The organism is Blattabacteriaceae bacterium (assembly GCA_036390115.1).
Classification (GTDB): Bacteria; Bacteroidota; Bacteroidia; order Flavobacteriales; family Blattabacteriaceae; genus DASQPV01.
In genome coordinates this window covers 1-19,636 of the sequence record DASWCM010000001.1, presented here as the reverse complement: position 1 = coordinate 19,636, position 19,636 = coordinate 1, and the positions used below count along the sequence as shown (strand labels likewise).

The 19,636-nt window shown below is 29.7% G+C and carries 37 protein-coding genes; 11 read left to right on the top strand and 26 right to left on the bottom strand.

Annotation, left to right across the window (positions count from 1 at the left end):
* Nucleotides 1–100: 100 nt before the first annotated feature.
* From VF849_00185 to VF849_00060, 26 genes are all read right to left on the bottom strand, one after another.
* Nucleotides 101–286 (bottom strand): hypothetical protein, encoded by a 186-nt coding sequence (locus VF849_00185; GenBank protein ID HEX9232470.1) that lies wholly within the window; start codon nt 284–286, stop codon nt 101–103.
* A gap of 3 nt (nt 287–289) precedes the next feature.
* Nucleotides 290–1,132 (bottom strand): sigma-54 factor interaction domain-containing protein, encoded by an 843-nt coding sequence (locus VF849_00180; GenBank protein ID HEX9232469.1) that lies wholly within the window; start codon nt 1,130–1,132, stop codon nt 290–292.
* Entirely contained in the window at nt 1,122–1,337 is a 216-nt protein-coding gene (locus tag VF849_00175; protein HEX9232468.1) for a hypothetical protein, read from the bottom strand. Before VF849_00175 ends, VF849_00180 begins: the two co-directional genes overlap by 11 nt.
* Complete coding sequence (locus VF849_00170) at nt 1,331–1,564, bottom strand: hypothetical protein (GenBank protein ID HEX9232467.1); 234 nt, start codon at nt 1,562–1,564, stop codon at nt 1,331–1,333. Before VF849_00170 ends, VF849_00175 begins: the two co-directional genes overlap by 7 nt.
* A gap of 3 nt (nt 1,565–1,567) precedes the next feature.
* A complete protein-coding gene (locus tag VF849_00165) occupies nt 1,568–2,464 on the bottom strand; it encodes a hypothetical protein (GenBank protein HEX9232466.1) in 897 nt (298 codons plus the stop codon).
* Entirely contained in the window at nt 2,461–2,619 is a 159-nt protein-coding gene (locus tag VF849_00160) for a hypothetical protein (GenBank protein ID HEX9232465.1), read from the bottom strand. Before VF849_00160 ends, VF849_00165 begins: the two co-directional genes overlap by 4 nt.
* Nucleotides 2,609–2,803 carry a hypothetical protein gene (locus VF849_00155; GenBank protein HEX9232464.1) on the bottom strand — a complete coding sequence of 65 codons (195 nt, stop codon included), beginning with the start codon at nt 2,801–2,803 and terminating at the stop codon, nt 2,609–2,611. Before VF849_00155 ends, VF849_00160 begins: the two co-directional genes overlap by 11 nt.
* Nucleotides 2,800–4,887, bottom strand: coding sequence for a DEAD/DEAH box helicase family protein (locus VF849_00150; GenBank protein ID HEX9232463.1), 2,088 nt, complete (start codon nt 4,885–4,887; stop codon nt 2,800–2,802). Before VF849_00150 ends, VF849_00155 begins: the two co-directional genes overlap by 4 nt.
* Nucleotides 4,874–5,224 (bottom strand): hypothetical protein, encoded by a 351-nt coding sequence (locus VF849_00145; protein HEX9232462.1) that lies wholly within the window; start codon nt 5,222–5,224, stop codon nt 4,874–4,876. Before VF849_00145 ends, VF849_00150 begins: the two co-directional genes overlap by 14 nt.
* On the bottom strand, nt 5,208–5,378 hold the full coding sequence (locus VF849_00140; protein ID HEX9232461.1) for a hypothetical protein: 171 nt from the start codon (nt 5,376–5,378) through the stop codon (nt 5,208–5,210). The genes VF849_00145 and VF849_00140 overlap by 17 nt, the downstream gene beginning before the upstream one ends.
* Nucleotides 5,379–5,402: 24 nt before the next feature.
* Nucleotides 5,403–5,852 (bottom strand): hypothetical protein, encoded by a 450-nt coding sequence (locus tag VF849_00135; GenBank protein HEX9232460.1) that lies wholly within the window; start codon nt 5,850–5,852, stop codon nt 5,403–5,405.
* The gene (locus tag VF849_00130; protein ID HEX9232459.1) at nt 5,849–6,025 is read right to left on the bottom strand and encodes a hypothetical protein; all 177 of its coding nucleotides are present in this window, start codon (nt 6,023–6,025) and stop codon (nt 5,849–5,851) included. Before VF849_00130 ends, VF849_00135 begins: the two co-directional genes overlap by 4 nt.
* Nucleotides 6,022–6,159 (bottom strand): hypothetical protein, encoded by a 138-nt coding sequence (locus tag VF849_00125; protein ID HEX9232458.1) that lies wholly within the window; start codon nt 6,157–6,159, stop codon nt 6,022–6,024. Before VF849_00125 ends, VF849_00130 begins: the two co-directional genes overlap by 4 nt.
* The gene (locus VF849_00120) at nt 6,156–6,353 is read right to left on the bottom strand and encodes a hypothetical protein (GenBank protein HEX9232457.1); all 198 of its coding nucleotides are present in this window, start codon (nt 6,351–6,353) and stop codon (nt 6,156–6,158) included. Before VF849_00120 ends, VF849_00125 begins: the two co-directional genes overlap by 4 nt.
* 54 nt (nt 6,354–6,407) lie before the next feature.
* Nucleotides 6,408–7,073, bottom strand: a complete 666-nt coding sequence (locus VF849_00115; GenBank protein ID HEX9232456.1) for a hypothetical protein — start codon at nt 7,071–7,073, stop codon at nt 6,408–6,410.
* A 106-nt stretch (nt 7,074–7,179) separates the two neighbouring features.
* Nucleotides 7,180–7,329 carry a hypothetical protein gene (locus VF849_00110; GenBank protein ID HEX9232455.1) on the bottom strand — a complete coding sequence of 50 codons (150 nt, stop codon included), beginning with the start codon at nt 7,327–7,329 and terminating at the stop codon, nt 7,180–7,182.
* Nucleotides 7,330–7,384: 55 nt separating this feature from the next.
* Nucleotides 7,385–7,606 (bottom strand): hypothetical protein, encoded by a 222-nt coding sequence (locus VF849_00105; protein HEX9232454.1) that lies wholly within the window; start codon nt 7,604–7,606, stop codon nt 7,385–7,387.
* Nucleotides 7,603–7,749: a hypothetical protein gene (locus VF849_00100; protein ID HEX9232453.1), complete on the bottom strand. Its 147-nt coding sequence runs from the start codon at nt 7,747–7,749 to the stop codon at nt 7,603–7,605. Before VF849_00100 ends, VF849_00105 begins: the two co-directional genes overlap by 4 nt.
* Nucleotides 7,750–7,939: 190 nt before the next feature.
* The gene (locus VF849_00095; protein ID HEX9232452.1) at nt 7,940–8,062 is read right to left on the bottom strand and encodes a hypothetical protein; all 123 of its coding nucleotides are present in this window, start codon (nt 8,060–8,062) and stop codon (nt 7,940–7,942) included.
* A 130-nt stretch (nt 8,063–8,192) separates the two neighbouring features.
* Entirely contained in the window at nt 8,193–8,450 is a 258-nt protein-coding gene (locus VF849_00090) for a hypothetical protein (GenBank protein HEX9232451.1), read from the bottom strand.
* Nucleotides 8,447–8,716, bottom strand: a complete 270-nt coding sequence (locus tag VF849_00085) for a hypothetical protein (protein HEX9232450.1) — start codon at nt 8,714–8,716, stop codon at nt 8,447–8,449. The genes VF849_00090 and VF849_00085 overlap by 4 nt, the downstream gene beginning before the upstream one ends.
* The gene (locus VF849_00080) at nt 8,713–8,922 is read right to left on the bottom strand and encodes a hypothetical protein (protein ID HEX9232449.1); all 210 of its coding nucleotides are present in this window, start codon (nt 8,920–8,922) and stop codon (nt 8,713–8,715) included. The genes VF849_00085 and VF849_00080 overlap by 4 nt, the downstream gene beginning before the upstream one ends.
* Before the next feature lie 22 nt (nt 8,923–8,944).
* The gene (locus tag VF849_00075; protein HEX9232448.1) at nt 8,945–9,145 is read right to left on the bottom strand and encodes a hypothetical protein; all 201 of its coding nucleotides are present in this window, start codon (nt 9,143–9,145) and stop codon (nt 8,945–8,947) included.
* The gene (locus VF849_00070; GenBank protein HEX9232447.1) at nt 9,142–9,375 is read right to left on the bottom strand and encodes a hypothetical protein; all 234 of its coding nucleotides are present in this window, start codon (nt 9,373–9,375) and stop codon (nt 9,142–9,144) included. The genes VF849_00075 and VF849_00070 overlap by 4 nt, the downstream gene beginning before the upstream one ends.
* Nucleotides 9,376–9,859: 484 nt before the next feature.
* Entirely contained in the window at nt 9,860–10,054 is a 195-nt protein-coding gene (locus tag VF849_00065) for a hypothetical protein (protein ID HEX9232446.1), read from the bottom strand.
* A gap of 392 nt (nt 10,055–10,446) precedes the next feature.
* The gene (locus tag VF849_00060; protein ID HEX9232445.1) at nt 10,447–10,992 is read right to left on the bottom strand and encodes a hypothetical protein; all 546 of its coding nucleotides are present in this window, start codon (nt 10,990–10,992) and stop codon (nt 10,447–10,449) included.
* A gap of 785 nt (nt 10,993–11,777) precedes the next feature.
* Here VF849_00060 and VF849_00055 point away from each other — a divergent pair.
* The 11 genes from VF849_00055 (at nt 11,778) to VF849_00005 (ending at nt 19,499) form a co-directional block, all read left to right on the top strand.
* Nucleotides 11,778–12,203: a hypothetical protein gene (locus tag VF849_00055; GenBank protein HEX9232444.1), complete on the top strand. Its 426-nt coding sequence runs from the start codon at nt 11,778–11,780 to the stop codon at nt 12,201–12,203.
* Complete coding sequence (locus tag VF849_00050) at nt 12,200–12,832, top strand: hypothetical protein (GenBank protein HEX9232443.1); 633 nt, start codon at nt 12,200–12,202, stop codon at nt 12,830–12,832. The genes VF849_00055 and VF849_00050 overlap by 4 nt, the downstream gene beginning before the upstream one ends.
* A gap of 459 nt (nt 12,833–13,291) precedes the next feature.
* Entirely contained in the window at nt 13,292–13,738 is a 447-nt protein-coding gene (locus tag VF849_00045) for a hypothetical protein (GenBank protein HEX9232442.1), read from the top strand.
* The gene (locus tag VF849_00040) at nt 13,735–14,085 is read left to right on the top strand and encodes a RyR domain-containing protein (GenBank protein HEX9232441.1); all 351 of its coding nucleotides are present in this window, start codon (nt 13,735–13,737) and stop codon (nt 14,083–14,085) included. The genes VF849_00045 and VF849_00040 overlap by 4 nt, the downstream gene beginning before the upstream one ends.
* Before the next feature lie 5 nt (nt 14,086–14,090).
* Nucleotides 14,091–14,297 carry a hypothetical protein gene (locus tag VF849_00035; GenBank protein HEX9232440.1) on the top strand — a complete coding sequence of 69 codons (207 nt, stop codon included), beginning with the start codon at nt 14,091–14,093 and terminating at the stop codon, nt 14,295–14,297.
* Nucleotides 14,298–16,016, top strand: coding sequence for a hypothetical protein (locus tag VF849_00030; protein HEX9232439.1), 1,719 nt, complete (start codon nt 14,298–14,300; stop codon nt 16,014–16,016).
* Entirely contained in the window at nt 16,009–16,554 is a 546-nt protein-coding gene (locus VF849_00025) for a hypothetical protein (protein HEX9232438.1), read from the top strand. The genes VF849_00030 and VF849_00025 overlap by 8 nt, the downstream gene beginning before the upstream one ends.
* 50 nt (nt 16,555–16,604) lie before the next feature.
* Nucleotides 16,605–16,865: a hypothetical protein gene (locus VF849_00020; protein HEX9232437.1), complete on the top strand. Its 261-nt coding sequence runs from the start codon at nt 16,605–16,607 to the stop codon at nt 16,863–16,865.
* Nucleotides 16,866–16,870: 5 nt separating this feature from the next.
* The gene (locus tag VF849_00015) at nt 16,871–17,449 is read left to right on the top strand and encodes a ribonuclease H-like domain-containing protein (GenBank protein HEX9232436.1); all 579 of its coding nucleotides are present in this window, start codon (nt 16,871–16,873) and stop codon (nt 17,447–17,449) included.
* Nucleotides 17,446–17,649 carry a hypothetical protein gene (locus tag VF849_00010; GenBank protein ID HEX9232435.1) on the top strand — a complete coding sequence of 68 codons (204 nt, stop codon included), beginning with the start codon at nt 17,446–17,448 and terminating at the stop codon, nt 17,647–17,649. The genes VF849_00015 and VF849_00010 overlap by 4 nt, the downstream gene beginning before the upstream one ends.
* 5 nt (nt 17,650–17,654) lie before the next feature.
* The gene (locus VF849_00005; protein ID HEX9232434.1) at nt 17,655–19,499 is read left to right on the top strand and encodes a hypothetical protein; all 1,845 of its coding nucleotides are present in this window, start codon (nt 17,655–17,657) and stop codon (nt 19,497–19,499) included.
* Nucleotides 19,500–19,636 lie beyond the last annotated feature (137 nt).

Here is a 19,636-nt window from a genome sequence, read left to right as displayed (position 1 = left end):
TTCTTCAGACATAATTATACTATTGTATAGCTAGTGAAAAGCGCAAATTGACAAAATAATATAAGCAAGATTCGTGCCAACCTATTTTAATATTAAAAAATTACAATTTTATTAAACTTTCTAAGAGATCATTTCCTAATTTATTTAACTTTTCTGTAATATCTTTTTTATAATTTTCAACTGGAATATTCTTATCATCTAAATATTTTTCTATATCAAATAAAGTTTTTGTAAAATGCTTTTCTACTGTATCGAATATTTTTAATATTTCTTCACGTGTTTTCATATTCTATTCGTGTGGTTTTGTTCCTAAGATTATATATCTTCTATAGATTTGCTGGAGACTTCTAACATTGCCACTCAATTTACTAGGATCAATTAAAGATGAAAACTCTTCATAATCTTCAATTTCTTGTTCTTCTTTATCTAAAGATTCTATAATTTTACTTATGTCGCCACTTCTTTGTTTTAAACTTGATGGCTTAAGTATAAAAGTAGAAATCCGATAGAAAAGGTCTTCTCTAAATTTATCAAGCTGAACCCAAAATTCTAAATCTCTATGTGTAGCACTTACAACTCTACAGTTTATAAGACGCTCTTCATTAGAACCTACTTTTCTTATTTTCTTCTCCTGTATTGCTCTTAATAATTTAGCTTGCATTGGCATAGCTAGATCACCTATTTCATCCAGAAAAATAGTTCCATCTTGTGCTTCTTCCATTAATCCAGTTTTATCTTTAAGAGCACCAGTAAAAGAATTCTTATCATGCCCAAATAATTCAGATTCTACAAGATGTTCTGGTAAACCAGCACAATTAATTGCTATAAATTTTCCTTTACGTTCGCCGTGAAGAGCATGAGCAAGTAATTCTTTTCCTGTTCCAGTCTCACCAAATATCAAAATTGGATCATTTAATGGGGCTAATTTTCTAACATGTTCTTTTAATTCTATCATTTTAGAATTGTTTGTAATAAACTTATTTAACCAAACTTCTGTATTTGTTTTATCTGAAACTTCATCTAAGTCTCTTACTAGAGATTCATTACCAGATTCTATAAGCATTTTTCTGAATGCTGGATCAAGCTTAGCTTGTGATGCTAGAGCTTTTAGACTTTCATTATTATTTGCCATATTTTAATAAAATTAATTCTTTTTGGAGTTCTATTTTTTTTTGTTTAATAATTCTTATTTCATTAAATAAATATTCACATAGTTCCTCTTTTGAATGTATTATCTTATCATCGCAACACCAATATCTGCCTCCTAGAGTAATTCCTTCTTGCCATTCAAACAACTCACATAAACTATTAAATAATATATCTTCAGCTTTTAACATACACAATGATCTGTTATTTCCCACATCCAAGATTTGAAATATTTTTTATGGTCTCCCTCTGAAATAGGATTTTTTAATCTAACTTCTTTTGGATGAATATAAATATCTATTCCTTCCAAACCTTCTGATCTTGTAGAAGGTAACATAGTAATTTTCATTTTACTTTTTCTTGCTTGGTATTTTGTATCTTCTAGACTACAATAATTACATTGTGTTAATTCACTCATATATTAATCCTCTCTAAATCCAATAAAAACAGGAATGCGCGGAGCATTCTTACTACCAAATTTTTGATATTTGTATTTAATTATTTTTCCTTTCATATTTTGAAACCAAAATTTCTTTCTTTGTTCTTCAGTGAAACCAGTCCCTAAAGCAAATATTATTTGATAGAAAGGAGAATCTTTATTACAATCTCTAACTATAAAAGATCCTAACTTATTTTCAGGTATTAAATTAGCTTTCGCTGAGCTATGTTTAGTTAAACCTAAATTATCTAATTCATTTGGGTTAGCATTACTTAGAAAAGCGTTAGAACTAAGTATAACAGCCTCACTATCTTGAAATCTTTTAAATTTCATTAATCCTTGTTCTCTTAATGTAGATCTTCCAAACTTATATGGTGCATCTAATGATCTAATAATTATTCCTTCATAATTATCTTTTAGTATATAAGTTTCCCACTCTAGAAGTTCTTCTAGATTATGAACTATAGCTGAATTTAAAAATTCTATATTAGGATGATATAAATAAGATAAATTATGTGTCATTCTTTGTTCATATGGTTGAGAATTCCATTCAAGTAAACAATCAAATACTTTATAAGTAAATGGTGGAATACCTTCTTCTGACATAACAGAAGATTGAATTTCATTAAAATTATCTCCTTCTATAATTAGTTCACCATCTATTAAAACTGGATTTTTTTTAAGAAACTCAAACCTTTCTAAAGAAGCTCTAATGTATCTATTAGGAATTGGTTTTAATTTTCTACTTAATACTTTTCCCTCTACAATTACACATCTAATACCGTCTAATTTGGGTTGTAGAATTAATGGATAAGTTAAGTTTTTTAAATCAGATTCTTCTAAAGTTGCTGCCAACATAGGACGAAATAGTTTATTCATAGAATTTTAAAAAGAATTTTATTTCTTAAAAGATATAATTTAGTTCTTATTTCTATTCTGTGTTCTTCTAGTGATCTTTTTTCTAAATATTTTTTTATATCTATATAAGTTTTATAAAATTCTTTTTCTATTTGTAATTGTTTTTCAATTTTCATTTTCTTTTTCAAAGTTTTTAAGTTCTTCTAATGCTTTATTTGCTTCTACTAATCTAAGAAGTTCACTATCAAAATCAATCCATTTAATTTTCTTAAATATAGATTTCTTATTTATTTGAATTTTATAAAATATAGTTCCATTATTACCAACACAAATTGGTTTAAGTCTGTATAGTGTTTTCATTTCTCCTCAATATAATCTAACATTGTATTACCTTCCTCTATCTCATCCATTAATTCTTTTTGTCCCTCTGTTTCTTTATATTTCTTACCAACAAATATGTCCTCCCAAGATTCTCTCATCTTTACAACATGTTTTAAATTTCTTAATTTCATAACTACACGTGCCGCAACAGATTCTTCTACTGTACCTACGTAATATACCATATATTGATATGTGTCACTTAAGCTTGTAATTCTAGGACATCTACCTAAACCTTGCACTAATTCCTTTTCACTATAAACTGGAGTTAATAAAGTTTCTCGCGGCCTAGCTTTTTGATATTGATGATGTAAAGAGAGTCCCACTCCACCTGATTTAAATGTAAAGAAACATGCCTTAGACAATTGTTTTTGAAAGCGCATCTTCTCTTTTTCTCTTTCTTCTGGTTTCTGTGTAAGAAGATTATGTAACTTTTCAAAAGCAAGCTGTTCTTCTGTTTTTTCCTCTAAATTTTCTAGATTAAATCCAAGTTCTTGTAAATCAATCCCTGCTGCTTTTGTTAATTCTTGAAATTCTTTATTATTTTTCATTTTAAGAGCTACTTTTTTCTTAAGATTCATAGTCTCAATACTTCCACCCCAAATAATAGAAACATCTTCTCTTTTCCAATTGTAGTCTTCAACTAAAATTTTGTATGTGGAAGTAATTGTTCCTTTGAAAGAACATGCAAGAACTGGTGCTTTACCTGCTTTCCATGTCTTATCCATAAATTCAGCATAATGATAACGCTTGCATTTTTCTGCTGCTTTTCTCATTATGGTAAGTTGTGCTAATACTTGGAAAAAACTATTTTCTCCTGTTTTTTCTTGTTCTTCTTCTAGTCTTGCTTTTTCTTTCTCATAACGTTCCCAAGCTGTCTCATATTCTTCTCTTTCTTCTTTTGTTTGAAAATGTATTTTCTGAACTCCATTAAAAGCTTTATGTTTTGGACGAATGTTTTTAATTCTTGTTATGTAAGGATCAAGATGAGAAACAAGTCTTTTTATAGCTGCTTCATTGTAATCCATTGGGTCACCTGAACCTGCTATTTGAGCTGCAAATTGTTTCCAATTTCTATCAGTTAATTCTACTTTACCAATACCTAAATTAAAAGTGCTTCTTGTAGATACAGCAAAACACCTAGCTTCATATACTCTAGAAAATGGAGTAGCAGATGCAAATATTTGATATACTGGTCTAGATGTTATTCTATTAACTCCTTGTGCTATCTTAGATTGAATGGATTCCTCTCTAGCTAATATTTGACATTCGTCCCAAATAAATAGACAAGGAAATATATTTTCATTCCATACATATTCAATATGTTCTACTCCAGAAACTACATTAACCTGTTCTTTTACAAATAGTTTACCAAATTTACTACGTAAAAGTTCTATATTAACCACAACTACAGTATTAACTGTATCTATATTAAATTCATCTTTAAATACCTTTTCTGTTTGTTCTACTACTGATGCTTTAGTTACATAGACGATAGGTAATGGAGAAATACAATTACATTTTTGTAGAAATTTATTATGGAGTAGATTCTTGATAATAGAAGCTAGAATATATGTTTTACCGGCTCCTGTTTGTGCACTTAAAAGATGACCTTTTTCTTCATCTACCCAAATTTTATTAAATATATGTCTTGCGCATTCTTCTTGTTCACAACCATCTTTCTGATGAAGTAATGTAGCTATTTGATCTGGGAATTTCGAAATAAAGACTGAACTAATTTCTGATCTTCCCTTTTCTTGTTCTTTAATATCTTCGCCCAATATTTTTTTCTCTTCATCACATATCTTAATATCTTTAATTTCTTCTTCAATAAATTTTCTACTAGCATATTTATCCTTTGTTATGATTACTAACTGATTATAGAAGATTGAAATATCTGAAAATTCTATTGGTTTATTTTCTGTTATTTTTACACCAAAAAGTAAAGCTATATTAGATAAAAAACGATCTTCTTTATTAAATGAGTAACGTGATTTAGCTAATTGAAAACATTTATCTAAATTTTTTAGTTCTTGTTCTAATGTGATTTCCTTAGCTTTCTTCATATTCTAAAATATCTATTTGTTCTCTAAGCTCAAAATATATTTTTGTCCATTTTGGATCTTTAATATCACAACCAATAGAATTAATAGAACAAACATGTAGTGTGCACATTGGTCTTAAATATGGTTCTACTATACATCCATGTGAACTCATAAATGGTAATTTTTTATTTTCTGTTGGCTGTAAATTTATATTGTAAATTTCTTTAGCATAATTAGATGCTATTTCACAATATTCTATCGAACAACAACTAAGAGGAACTCTACATTGTTTACATTTTAGTAAAGTTAAATCTGCCATCTTTTGATAAAGTTCTATTAATTTAATTAGGTTTTTCATTATCTTCTAAAATAGCCTTAAGAATCTCTTGACAATGTGTACAAGAAGGTCTATTACAATTTTTAAGAATATGTAAACCTAATTCATATAATTCTTGTTCACCTGCTGCTTCTACTGTTTCATTTATTAATTTAGTTAATTTTATAGTGTTCATATTTAATTTCTTGTTCTAATGGTTTTATAATTTATACTCAGTAGAGCCGTCTATAACTATATAATTTACAGGACAATCTGGAATATTCTCAATATCAACATTAAAAAGCTTCGCCGTATCTACTTTTCTTTTATGTAAAATAGAAAGTGCCATATTTAATAACTTATCTTCCTCGAGTCCAGATAATTCTGCTAACTTAAATTGAAGTTCTTTTATTGCCCTTTTTCTTTCATCGACTATAGAATTTACTATTTCCGACTCTCTCTTTTTTCTAGCTATATTATCAATATCTTTTAACCAAGCTTTCTTATACCAAAGTATATTATTTTCTACATGATATAGTTTTTCCTCATTATCTACTAGCTTAATAAGTTCTAATAAATTGTTATCATCTATTTGTTTGAAATCTTGATAGCCTATAATTAGATCTACAAATTTAGCTAGAATTGGCAATGTTAGAAGGGGAGAATTCATAATTCTATAGGTAATGTTCCTTCAGCCCAATGTAAAGAATAATTCCATACAATATTCTTCACTATTTTAAGATTCTTATCTATGATAATATCAACTTCTCCAATTGCTATTCCTTTTTCTATTTTAGAATTCTTTTTTCTTTTGAAAGTGCATATAGTTATTGTAGTTTTCATTTCTTTCTTTTATATTTGAAGAATTCAACTTGACGTAAACGTTTCTCGGCTTCTTCTTTTGTAAGATTATCTTTGGATAGATTCTTTCCTTCTTTGCTTACTACTTTAAATCCACGTTTTGTTTTAATTATCATGATAATATAATTATGTTGATTTCTTCATCTAGTTCCTCTTCATCTAATTCATCGTTCCACGCTACTTCTTCCTTTATTACATCTTTTTGTATTATAGAAGTAAGCTCAGCAAAATCTTGAATCTCGTTAAGTATTATTATTTCAGTATTTGGGTTAAATTTAGATAGATTTTCTATAAGTTCTTTGATTTTCATAAAAGAAAGAAAGGTAGTAAATAAAAATATTTATCTACTACCTTTTTGTTTTAATTAAGCAGCAACTGCTTCTGGCTTATCTTCTCCTTCATCTTCTCCTGATTCTTCAGAATCATCAGCTTTCTTATCATCAATTGCTTCACGCACCTTGCGTATCTCGTCTAGAAGGGCAACTGAACGAACTCCGTAATCTGGCTTCTTACTATCAAGAGATAGCAATTCCATTAGAAGTTCATTCTGTTGTCGTGTAAGTCCAGCAAGAGATTCTCCCCTTGCAGATAATGTCTGAAACATTCGAGAAAAGGCTTCATAGAATTTCTCTTCATCTTGAATTGGTTTCTCTTCAGTATATTTCCTCTTCTTTTTGTTTTGCTTACTGTTAATCATTGCAGCAGTAACTCGTCCTGCTTCAATACTTGCTTCTGTGGTTATTGTTGCACAGAATTGCTTAATCTTTGGTTTGATTAGTTTATTCCAGAGATCATCAGAAGGAAAAATCTTAAGCAAATCATTCAAGCTCATCGTGCTTAGATCTTTTGGAGCAAGATATTCACTTCCTTGTCCCCTTCCTTTTTGAATTTTTACTGGAATAATTGGAACTTTAATTGTTGTTTTAAGTTCCTCAATTACTGGTTGTCCTTTTTCATCTTTAACAACCTGTCCATTGTTTTTCTTTTCTACTTTCTCTACTTTCTCCACATCTATTACGAATTCCTTCATATGCTGTTCTTTCTTTTGCGCGAATTGTTATTAGTTTTATTGCAGAAGTAATATAAATAGTTCGCGCTGTCAATTTATACTATTTCTGTCTCTTTTTGAGATTATTTTAAGAAATTATTCTATTAATTGCATAGATTTCTTCATAACTCATACCTGATTTTTCAAATTTAATTAAAGCTTTATTTATACTTTTTGCTTTTATTTCACTTGCACAGAATTGATCTTTTGATATAAATATAATTAAGTATCTTTTCATTTGTTTGTTTTGTATTAATTTGCGGTAGCCTAATTTAATATTTTATTTCCTAATTTTAGGAAATTCTTCTTATTTCAATTAAATCTCCATATCCTGTGTAATCAGAAGGAGTATTTAATTTTAGCTGGACTGAATTTTTATAAACTCCTAACCAATGTTTTGCATAATTAAAGGCTTTTATGAAAGAATTAAATTTACTTCTTTTCCAGCTTGGATGAACTTTATGGAATGGAAATTGTGCTGGCTTATTATTATCAAATACTTGGTATATTTTCATTTTATTTGTATTATGGAATGAATTTCATGAAATCTTATTTCTGAATTTTCAAATTCTTCTAGAGCTTTATATATGCTATCTGCTTTTATTAATTCAATCATAAATTCTCCATCAAAAACATAAATTATTAAATATCTTTTCATAAATTGAGATGCAAATTGATATTGTTGAGATAGCAAGAAGTGTGCCAACTATGACTTAGATTAAGAAATATTATTTTTTAATAGTTTATTTATCTTTTATTTAAGCATCTAAAATTTTTATTTCTAAAACTAGAAGTTGGCATAATATATTTTTACTCTTTTTTAGTTTTTTATAGATTTTTTTCTTTTGTTATAATCTTTTCTTTTTTATTTCTTTTTCTATTTTGTGTAAAATTTTCCAATATGTTTTTCTTGTTGGGTTTTGGTTTAATTTGTTTAGTATTTTATCTTGTTTATTTTTTAGAGATTTCATTTGGTTTTTTTATTTGTAAAACAAATTCTAATTTTCCATAAATACAATCTGAAAAACCAAAGCTTATCTACTTTAGATACTGTGATACCAAAATTTCTAATATTTTCTTCCTCTAATTGATAGAATTTTGTCATATCATTGGTAACTGTTTATGTTCTTTTATTTCTGCTTTCCAGTCTTCTAGCATAGAAAATAGTATTTTTACTTGATTTTTTCTAAATTTTTCTAAAATTTTAGTTTCTAATTTATATTTTCCTGAGATACCACAGGTAAGTAAAATTGTTCTTTCAGGTTCTTTCATTTTATTTGCTGCTTGTTTGAAAGAAGCTTTAAGATAGCTTTTTCTAAGAGAATGAGGTAATTGTTCTATTATACTTTGTATTGTCATAATTTATCTTGTGTTGAGTTGAATCTTCCATCAAAAAGTGAATCTTTATTTACTAGTTTAATACAAAAACCAACAACAGTAACATTCTTTACTATTGTTCCATCAGGGCAAAATAAATTAATTTTTATTTGTCGACAACTTCCTTCTTCCATAGGTTCTAATAAGTCTATAAAATAATATTCTAGCTGAAGAATATTTATATGAATTTCTTCTTTTCCTTTCCAAACTCTTGCTCCTTTTGTTAGACCATATCTTATTGTTTTCATACTTTTAGATTTTTAATATAGTCTCCACTAACTGTTTCAAGATAATTTTCTTTAATTTCTAATATATGTAATGTTGTTTTAGAGGGTATTCCTTGATATCCTAGTTTTTCTTTAAGTGAATCAGCATCTCTTAAGCAAGAAAATGCTTCAAAGAAATTAAATTGATCGTTAATATTAACCCAGACTATGTATATGTGTATTTTCATTGTGTTTTAATTGATTTATTTTTCATGTTCTTGGAAAACATTCAAAAAAGTGAAGAGTAATACTCTTATTCTCTTTGCTTACATTTATATTTTGCAACCTTCCTTTAATAATATTGTTATTTTCTGTTAAAATTGTTGCTAGTATTTCAAATTTTAGTTGTTCATTGTTATTACAAGTGAATGTTTTCTCCTGTAAACTACGTTTAAGTTCTCTTAGATTCATTTTATCTCCTTCCATCCTCTGTTTCCATCTAATTTTATCATTGTTTGTTTTACTGCTTCTAGATTCTTTGCACATCGTTCTGTAACACTATAGTAACCCATTCCATTACTTTCTATATGCCCTTCTTTAAGCATATATTTTATAAAATTTCCTTCCATATTTACTTCTCTTGGAAGAAATGGACCTGATTTTCTAACTGCGTAAAGTCTAATGAATGTAAATAGAGTCATATGTTTATTTTAGCTTGGCACGAAAAATGCTTATAGGTTATTTGTAATTAGGTGATTGGGTTAAACAGTAAAGTTGTAAATATTAGATTTAGAATATCACTGATAGGAACTTTCTAAGTTAATATTTGATTAAAGACACCCGATCTTGAGTTAGACCATATTGTGACCTCAACTTAATTTGTTCTTTTCCGCTGTTAGCTAGATTTATCAAAGGTAGAATTTTTGTCTTTTTTATTTCTTTAATTATATTTTCTAAGAAAATTCTTGTTTTCTTATTACTTTTGTTTGTTTTCAATTACTTTTGTTTGTTTTCTTATTACTCCTTATATTGGAAAGGGGGGAATGCTCTTTTTTTGTCTTATATATATATATATATATATATATATAAGTATATTCATGTATATGAAGGTAACAAGCATAGAAAATATTAGAAATCCTTCATAAATTCATTAAACATTAAAAATTGAAACACAAACTCTCCTTTTTATTTTGAAAAAAAAACTCCTAATTCTAAACAATTAAATTCCCAGTGAAGGGTAGTTTCTACATTAGCTACGTTGATTCCAATTCTTTTAACTAATTCAAATCCTTCAGGAAATTCTGGACATGCTTTAATAAAATCTTTAATAGATTCTGTTAAAGTATTAAACTGTTCTGTTAGTTTTTGTTCTTTTGTCATAAATTAAATGTCCAGGATTACTAAGTGGAGCAAGAAACGTGCCAAGATTTTATTATCTTGGATGCTACTCTATAACATTTCATCCTGGATTGTGTTTATCGTCTAGATTTTTAGACGGAATTTTGTTTATTCCTTCAGAAACTGTTATCTTAGCCTCGCTCATTACGAAAAGAGATAAGATTTGTTTAGGCATAAGTTTGCTTTCTTACCAATAAACAAACTAATTCTTAAATGAAACTAGACGACACACGCGCGCTAGATTTATACATTTAAGCTATGGAATGATAATTCTGATTAGACATTTAAGAATAGATTCTTAAGGTCTTTACTATCTAACGCGAATTAACAAAACAAAATCCTCTGAATATAATAATCCAGAGGACTTGCTTTTGTTAACTTGTGGCAGTCTGATTAGCTTCAGCAACTAATACTGCTTGACGTGCGATTTCAGCTCTTACGTGGTCTTGAACAACCACAAGCTTATTCATACGTTTGCGTATTGCTGAACGTTTCTCAGAGGATAGAGTTTCATCAGTCATCTTAACTCCAAGACGTGAATACATCTTGGATGCTTCAAGAAGTTGAGTTTCAAGCTCAATGAACTTAGTATGCACGTTTGTTAAACGGCCAAGCATTGTTCCATCACTCAATATGAAGTCTTCTCGTGAACGCTTGAGTTCATAGCTACTGTTTTGGGCAATGTTGTGTTTAAGCTTGTCAAACTCAAATTTGACTATTCGCTTAAAGTCCGCTGGCGTGTTTGTAATAGGAAGATTGCACGCTTCCGCACAAGCACTTATTACTTTGCCGACACTCCAATTAAATGACGTTGAAGTATTACGGACTTTCACAACAGTTGCATAAACGGTTGCTTTGATAGCATCACGGAAAGTTTCATAGATGTTACTTTCCTTCTGCTCTACTTGTAGGGTTTCCATTGTTTCCTTCTAGGTTGTGGACTTTCGTCCTTTGCTTTGAGGATTCAACTTGGCACTACATAAGCAAATTTACGCTTCGCCAATCCAAAATAACACACGCATTCTGGACTGTGGCACCTTGGACACTATGTAGTCCAAGTTAACAAGAGGACGTTGGAGTGTGCTCCTTAGTTCACACTGACGAACTCCAAGTTACTATATGCAATTCGCGTGCCAACACAATATATGGTATACATAGACCTGCTATGCTACTACAGGTGGTGTATTTGGTATATTCACCCAGTGAAATGTAATGCAAACGCACTGCAAATGCAATACATTGAGTGTCTAGTTTTATTCCAGTTTTGAGACAGTCCAGATTTAGGACATGGACAGTAGTTGACTAGTTAACTATTAAAGCCTGGTCATTAGTAGTTGACTATCTATATAGTAAGTGAGTACTTACTAACTTAGTGCCCAGGAAAGTAAGTGAGTACTTACTAACTATAGTTTCATCTAAGATTATTAGTTGAGACTAAGAATGTTAGTTTCATATAACATTGGAAATCGAATACGAAATAAAATGAAAACCGACTACTGCTATTCTCACAATTTCCCTATTAAAAAATCCTTACTCCAGTATAACATTTTCTAAAACATAAAAGTTTAAATAACTGGCACAGAATCTGCTACTATTACTTGTTTTCTATAGAGAATTAGAGTGAAAAATTTAATAGATAAACTAAGTTCTCGCGCGCGGAATATAGTATTACGAAGTAAGATGATGGAATTAATTCTGTCATAGCATGAATAAAGAAATGTTAAATGCGCAGATAACAGAATTATACGAACAGTCTGATATGGAGCCTATTCAGATTGCGGAAGCTCTTGGACTTGAAGAGGAGTCGGTTAAGATGGTTTTAATAAGTTCTAGTAGCAAATTTAGAAAAGATTCTAAAAAGAATCCATCTCTTTTTACAGATGATGAATTTGCTATGGCCAAGGCTAGAATGTCTAGTTTAGTTTGGTCTGAAAAAGACAATGTAAGCTATAAAGCTGCTAAATTTATTCTTTACGAGAATTTGGGAAGGAATAATACTCAATCATTAAAAATGTTGAATATTAATGTGAATCTTATTAACGATCAAATGTTAGCTGCCAAGAAGGCTATAGAGCAAGGTAAAAATAAGATAATTGATATCCCAACAGAAGTAAAACACTTAAGTGAATGAAAAAGAAAATAGATTTAACAGGACGTATTTTTGGTAATCTTATTGTCATTAAATTGGATAAGATTGTTAAAGAAAAAATCTGGCGTTCAGATTTTATAGATTGGAGATATTTATCTGTATATTATTGGTTATGCAAATGTTCTTGTGGTAAAGAATCTTCCATAAGAGAACGTTCATTATTAAATGGAGGTTCAGAATCTTGTGGTTGTAGGTGTGGATTTAAGGAAATTCATGGGATGAGTTATTTTCCTGAGTATAATGTATGGAATTCAATGGTAGGTAGATGTCAAAATGAAAATAATGAACAGTATAAAAATTATGGAAGAAGAGGAATTAATGTTTGCCAATTTATAGCACAATCACCTGATAATTTTACTTCTGTTATTGGATATAGGCCATCTAAAAAATATAGTATAGAAAGAATTAACAATGATAAAGGTTACACTTGTGGTAAATGTGAAGAATGTTTAAAAAATGGATGGGAATTAAATATTAAATGGGATACTTGGAAAAATCAAGCTAATAATAGAAGACCGACAAGAATAGAAATTCTGGGTGTAGATATATCTACCTATGATCTTGCATTAAAACACAAGGATATACTAGAAAACCCGGTCTTTATATTATAAATGAAGAATTTATTATTAAAATTTCTGCGCGCGAGCTTAATTGGAAATAATAATTTGGAACTCTATAGATAGCGATAAAGGGATTAAATTAAGGTTCTCACAAGCGACCTGATTCACAGTCTCTCGCGGTGACTTTATAGAGTTCCTCAATTAGTGAGTATGTTTAATTAGATAAAATACTTATCTTATGGTTGTAAATACCTCCATGATAAAGTATCATACTCACTTTAATTTCTGTCATAGGTCAAATAGACTGAAAATACTAAATAATTCTAGTTTTATGTTTCGCTTTTCCTAGAATTTTTGGCGTCTGTTTCAGGTTTGATTTTTACTTGTGTAGAAAACTATGACAGAATATTAATTTAGTCTCCAGATGATTGAAAATAAAAATTCCCAGGAGGAGTTGAGTGCATTTTTAATTCTTATCTTGTGATAAGTAATGGAGACTAAAAACTTTTTATGAAAGAAACTACTCCAGTAATTATTCCAGTAACGGCTCCGATAATTAAAACGGAAGCTCCAATTACTAAAGTAGTAATTCCAATAGAACCTATTAAAGTTCTGACGCCGGTAGTAAAAGAAATTTCTAAAGTAGAAATTCCAGTAGAACCAGTTAAAGCAGTAGAAACTCCTAAAATAGTATCTAATATTGATGTTTCTTCAACTAAAGTAACTGATGTTGTGATGTTTGGTAATTGTGATAGCTTTCAATTACTATGTAAAGCATCTTCTAAAAGTGAAAACTGGATGAAATCTACTAAAGCATATCAAATAAATGGGGTTGGCTGTGTTATTCAAGTAACAACACAACAAGGATTAAATATAAGTGAAGCTTTATGTTTTGTTCCCGGTGCTTCAATAGTAGATGATGTAAATGGTGGAAGAAAACTTGTAAAATCAGAATGAAAATAGAGGACATAGCTAGAATTGCGCACGAAGCTAATAAAGCTTATTGTGAAAGTTTAGGAGATTTTTCACAGTTTCTTTGGTCACAATCTCCAGACTGGCAAAAAGATTATGTTATAGCAGGTGTAAAATTTCGTCTTAAAAATACTCATGGGACGGCAGAAGAAAATCATTCAGAATGGTTAAAAATTAGACTCCAAGCTGGATGGAAATATAGTTCTATTAAAAATGTAGAAAAGAAAGAGCATCCAAATATGGTTCCATATGATAGATTGCCAGAATTGCAGAGAGTAAAGGATGTTCTTTTTATTTCTATCGTTGATGGATTAAAAGAATTTTTAGAGTAATTTTTATGAATTTAAATCAGTTTAGACATAGAGAATCTAATAAAGCTTTTACATTGAAGCTGTCAAATGGAGATAAGATTGAGATTCCCCATATGGATTTTGTAGCAATTGGTATTGGAATTTTAGTTGTAATTGACTCGGATAATATAGTTAGAACTATTGATGCGGAACATATTGTGGAGATTACAGAAAAGAATTCAATTAATAAATAAATGTTACTAGAAAATCCAGATTTAATTGAAGCCAAAAGAGTAGTAATTCCTCTCTCTGCAGATGAATCTTTTAAAAAGGAAAGTGCCAGAGAAAATAAAAAAGATTCTGAGTATTTTAATGATGAAAAACCAGAAAGAATCTATGAAAATTGGCAGCGCCTTGAAGGTTTTGATACATCAATAGAACTTCTTGCTTTCTTTGACCCACAAATAAATAATGGAACTGTAATTCTTCATCCCTGGCAAATAGATACAGGAGAATCTTTATGTAGAGTTAAATCTACAAGTTTACATCCACATAAATTTGCTCTTTGTGCAGCAAATGGCTCTGGTAAAGATGCTTTTATTATTGCTCCCTTTTCTCTTTGGTTTATTCTTACAAAAATACGTAGTCGTGTTATTATAACTTCAAGTTCGGGAGTTCAACTTACAAATCAAACAGAAGCTTACATAAGTGGTCTTGCGGAAAGAATAAATAATTGGTCTCTTGCCAATCTAGGTGCTTTTATTTTAAAAGTAAATAAAAGGCATATAGTTTGTAATTTGTCTGGTTCTGAGATTATTCTATTTGCTACAGATGAAGAAGGAAAAGCAGAAGGCTATCATCCACTCGAACCTAATAGTGAAATGGCGATAATTGTGAATGAAGCAAAATCTGTAGCTCCTGAAATCTTTAGAGCTTTACGTAGATGTACTGGTTTTAATTATTGGATTAATGTATCAACTCCTGGTGCCCCTATTGGAGATTTTTATAAGTCTTTTATCAATTGGCCAAATAAAAAACGTGTAACATTTTTTGATTGCCCTCATCAAAGTAGAGATGAGTTTGATGAAGATTTAAAAGAGCTTGGAGAATTTAATCCACACTTTAGAAGTAAATGGCTCGCACTTTTTACTTTTATAGATGGGAAATATGTTTTATCCCATGAACGGCTTGAGAAATTAAGAAATAAAGTTAAACTAAATTTCATTAAATCTTTTGGTAATGAAATAAGAATTGGTATTGATATAGCTCTTTCTACAAATGGTGATGAGTCTGTAGTAAGTATTTTTAAGGGAAATAAACAAATTAAACAAAAAACTTGTAGAATAAAAGATGCAACTTTATTAGCTGATTTCATAGATAAAGAACTATCTGAAGCTAAGATTCCTAAAGATCATCCATACATATATGGTGATGATGGTGGCGTGGGGAGAGCTGTAATAGATATTTTACGTAAAAAGAAGTGGATGATAAATAGAGTATTAAATCAGTCCGCCGCTAAGAATAAAAAACAATTTCGGAATAGAGGTGCAGAAATATGGAGTAAGTTTTCTCGTTTAGTAGAAGAAGGAGTAATAATTCTTCTAGATGATGATAAACTATATTCTCAACTTGCAAGTAGAAAGTATAAAGAAAGCACAGCAGGAATAGATAAGCTTTGTTTACAAAGCAAACTTGAAATGATAGCTGAAGGAATAAATTCTCCTGATAGGGCTGATGCTGCTGTTTTAGCATTTTCTAATATTAAAGTATTAGATTTTTTAGATCAGTTTATAGAAGATGAATCTGTTAAAGTAGAAAAAGACTCTACTAAAATGACTCCGGAAGAAATAGAAGAACAAATAACTTGGAATGGAATGAAATTACAGAGAAGGAAGAAAACAAATGCTCATGGTTCACTTAGTATTATTACTGGACATAAAACAAAAAAGAATAGTAAATATAATTATGTATAAGAATGAGATTGGTAATAGATATGGGAAGTTATTAGTTATTGGTAAATCTGGAAGAGATATTTATGGGAGGTTATGGAAATGTAAGTGTGATTGTGGTAATGTTAAAATTATACGAGGTCTTAGTTTAAGGGCAGGTAAAACTAAGTCATGTGGATGCTTTAATCCTAGGAATGAAGTTCATGGATTTTATGGAACTCCAACTTGGAGTTGTTGGTCTAATATGAAAGATAGATGTAAGAATTCAAATAGTTTATACTATAAAAATTATGGAGGCCGTGGAATTCAAGTATGTAAATTTTTAAAGGGTTCTGTCTTAAATTTTATTTCTATTTTAGGAGAAAAGCCTAAAGATAAATCTCTTGATAGAATTTTAGTAAACGGAAATTATTCTTGTGGCCAATGTGATGAGTGTAAAGAAAATAACTGGAAGTTAAATATTAGATGGGCTACGGTAAAAGAGCAATCTAGAAATAAACGTTGTGATAATTGTGAAAGTAATGCTTTACTAGCTTTAAATCTTTTTGGAGCTTCTTTATGAATATTGAAATTGAATGTCTCTTAGTGTTATGATTGGAAAGGTAAATAAATATGGCTAAAAATTCTCAGCACCAAATGTGGCAATCTCGAATAATGCAAATAAACGACCGTAAACTCCTTGAATATATTCGAGATATGGTTGGTATAAGATTAGATCATGCGCGTGCGCAGGAAAATCTAGATAAACCTGAGAAATCTAATAAAGAGCCTGGACAGCCAGTATCAACTTACGAACCACCATCTAGAAAACTCAAGCCGTTAAAGATGACTCCAGTAGCACAAGATAATGAGACTGAAGAACAATTTTATTAAAATTTATGCTAGAGAATAAGAAAATTGCTGTATTTGATTTGGAAATCAAGCAACCAATAGAATCTTTGGCAAAAGGCTGGAGTGACCACACCAATATGGGTATAAGTTGTCTTTGCTTATTTGATTACTTTACTGGTAGATATAGAGTATTTGATGATAATTCTAAATTAGAAGCTCTAGACATACTTCTTACTTACGATTATATAGTAGGATATAATACTGTAAATTTTGATATGAAAGTAATTACAGCTTGTTGGTCTATACCACAAGATAAAATTAAAGTTTCTAAAGATTTTGATATCCTTCGAGAAATTTGGATAAGTAAAGGACTTAATCCTGATAAATTCGTTGGTTTTACACATGGAGGTGTAAAATTAGATGATGTAGCTTTTGAGACAGTAAAGATGAGAAAAACATTAGATGGAGCTACGGCGCCAAAACTATATCAGCAAAATAGACATGCAGAAGTTATAGATTATTGTTTAGAGGATGTTAGAATAGAAAAAACACTTTTTGAGTTTGTAGTAACAAATGGTTTTGTAATTAGAAATGGAGTTAAGATTCCAATAAAATTTAATATATGAATAGAACTACTCTTCGGGAATCTATTAGATTATATCCATTTAAATCTTTTATTGTTCATATTAGTGATGGTCAGCAATTTAAAATTGATAGTCCAGATATTATCGCAGTATCACCTACTCAAGAGGTTGCTATTATATTTACTTCTAATAGCTATAATGTAATTGACACAACTAAAATTACTTCTTTAGAAGTAAAATAAAAATTATGCCAGAATTATTAAAAGCTCCGGCCGATGACCAAGTTATAGATTTATTTTATGATGATTATTTTGATTACGATAAAGCTAAAATAAGGATAAATGATTTAATAGATAGCTGGAGTTCTTTATGTAAAGAAGCAGAACAAAGAAGAAATGAACGATATATAGATTTAGATGTAGAAGGTTTAAGAAAATCTGGTGACATTTTACCAGATGAGACATTTGTTCCACAGAGAGTGATAGATACTAATATATCTAGAGAACTTCCAGAATTTCTTGCTTTCCTTAAACAATCTAATAGACTTGCAATTTTTACTTGTATATCTAATCCTGAGATTCAAACAGATAATCTCGAGAAAGAGTTTACAAAAGGACTTACTTTTCAAGGTTGGTATAAAGATTTTAAAAAACTTATAGATGGCTCTCAACTTCATGGCTGGGATTCTATTGAAGTTGTTTTTGATGAAACTAAACCACTTCATGTTGGATTTGAACATATAGGATTTGATAAGTTATTTTATAATAAAAAAACTTCAAATCTACAAGATTCTGAGTATGTAATTCGTAGATATGATATAACTTTACTTAGGCTAGAACAATTTAAATCTAAAGGTTTTTCTTCTGATCAAATTGATGTTATAATTTCTGCTAATACTGCAAAAAGAAAAAGAGACGATACTGTTACAGTCTATAAAGTATATTATAAATATAATAATGCTGTATGGGTTTGTTGGTATTCTAGGGATTCTAATATTTCTAGTTGGCTTAAAGATCCAGAAAAATTAAAACTTGGTATAGCAGAACAACAATCTCCGGATGGTGTTGGATTGCAAATTGAACAGCTACAAGGAGGAAACACACCATCCAAGATTTGGATAGATAAAGATGTAGGATTATATCCTATTTTTCAATACTTATATAAAGATGACGAAGAAGAAATTTTAACAGAGCATGTTGGAAGAGGATTTTTAGATTTACCAATGCAAGAAGCTCAGTCTGCAATAGTAAGTGGTTTTACTAATGGATTACTTAGAGCTGCAAATGTATATGCAAGTCCAACGACGGATGATGGAGAAAGTGCAGATATAAAACAATTAGATGTAGAATTAACTCATGGTGGAATTTATTCTAAACCACTTAATTTCTTTCACACGGAATACCCAGACCCGTTAGTATTAACAGCGATGCAGTATCTTGCTACTCTTAATTCCCAAAGTACAGGTAAGACCTCATTTGCTGTGTCAAATAGAAAAGATAGTCGTAAGACAGCAAAAGAACTTTCTCTCGCTGAAACTGAAGAAAAACAACAGGAAAGTATCGGATTAGCAGACTTCTCTGAAGATTTAAGAGCAATATTTAGTTTTGTTTGGATAATTGTTCAATCTCAAGCTTTACAAGGTAAGATTCCTTTTCTTCAAAAACAAGTTCCTATTATGATTCCATCTCCAACTGGAGAAATGATTCCTAGTAGTGAAATGGAAATGATAAATGATTCAGAAATCATAAGTAAAGTCTACGAAGTAAGGCCGGCAGGTGATGTAGATGTAATAGAAAGACAAAATAAGCTTCAACAGATGAGAACTGATTGGCCAGTAATTCAAACAACAGCACTAGCTCAAAAATTTATTCAAGATTATTTAATACTTTCTTATCCTGATAAGGCAGAAGAATATACAAAAATATTACAACAAGGAGATATTGGAAAACAATTAGTTGCCTCTCTTTCTGCTTTAGTTAAAGCTTTTGCTAGTGAACAAGATATTAAATCTTTAACTCCACAACAAGTAATGCAATTAAAACAGATTGAGCAACAAGCTACACAATATTTAGGAATGGGCCAACAAAAATGAGTTTTACTTCTGCATATAATAAAAGTGCTTCAAGAGATATAGAACTTGAAGTAAAGGAAGATAACTTAACTGAGCAGCTTAAAAAAGAAGAGTTTGAGAAATGGCTTAGGCTTCCGTTTACACAAGAACTTATTTTA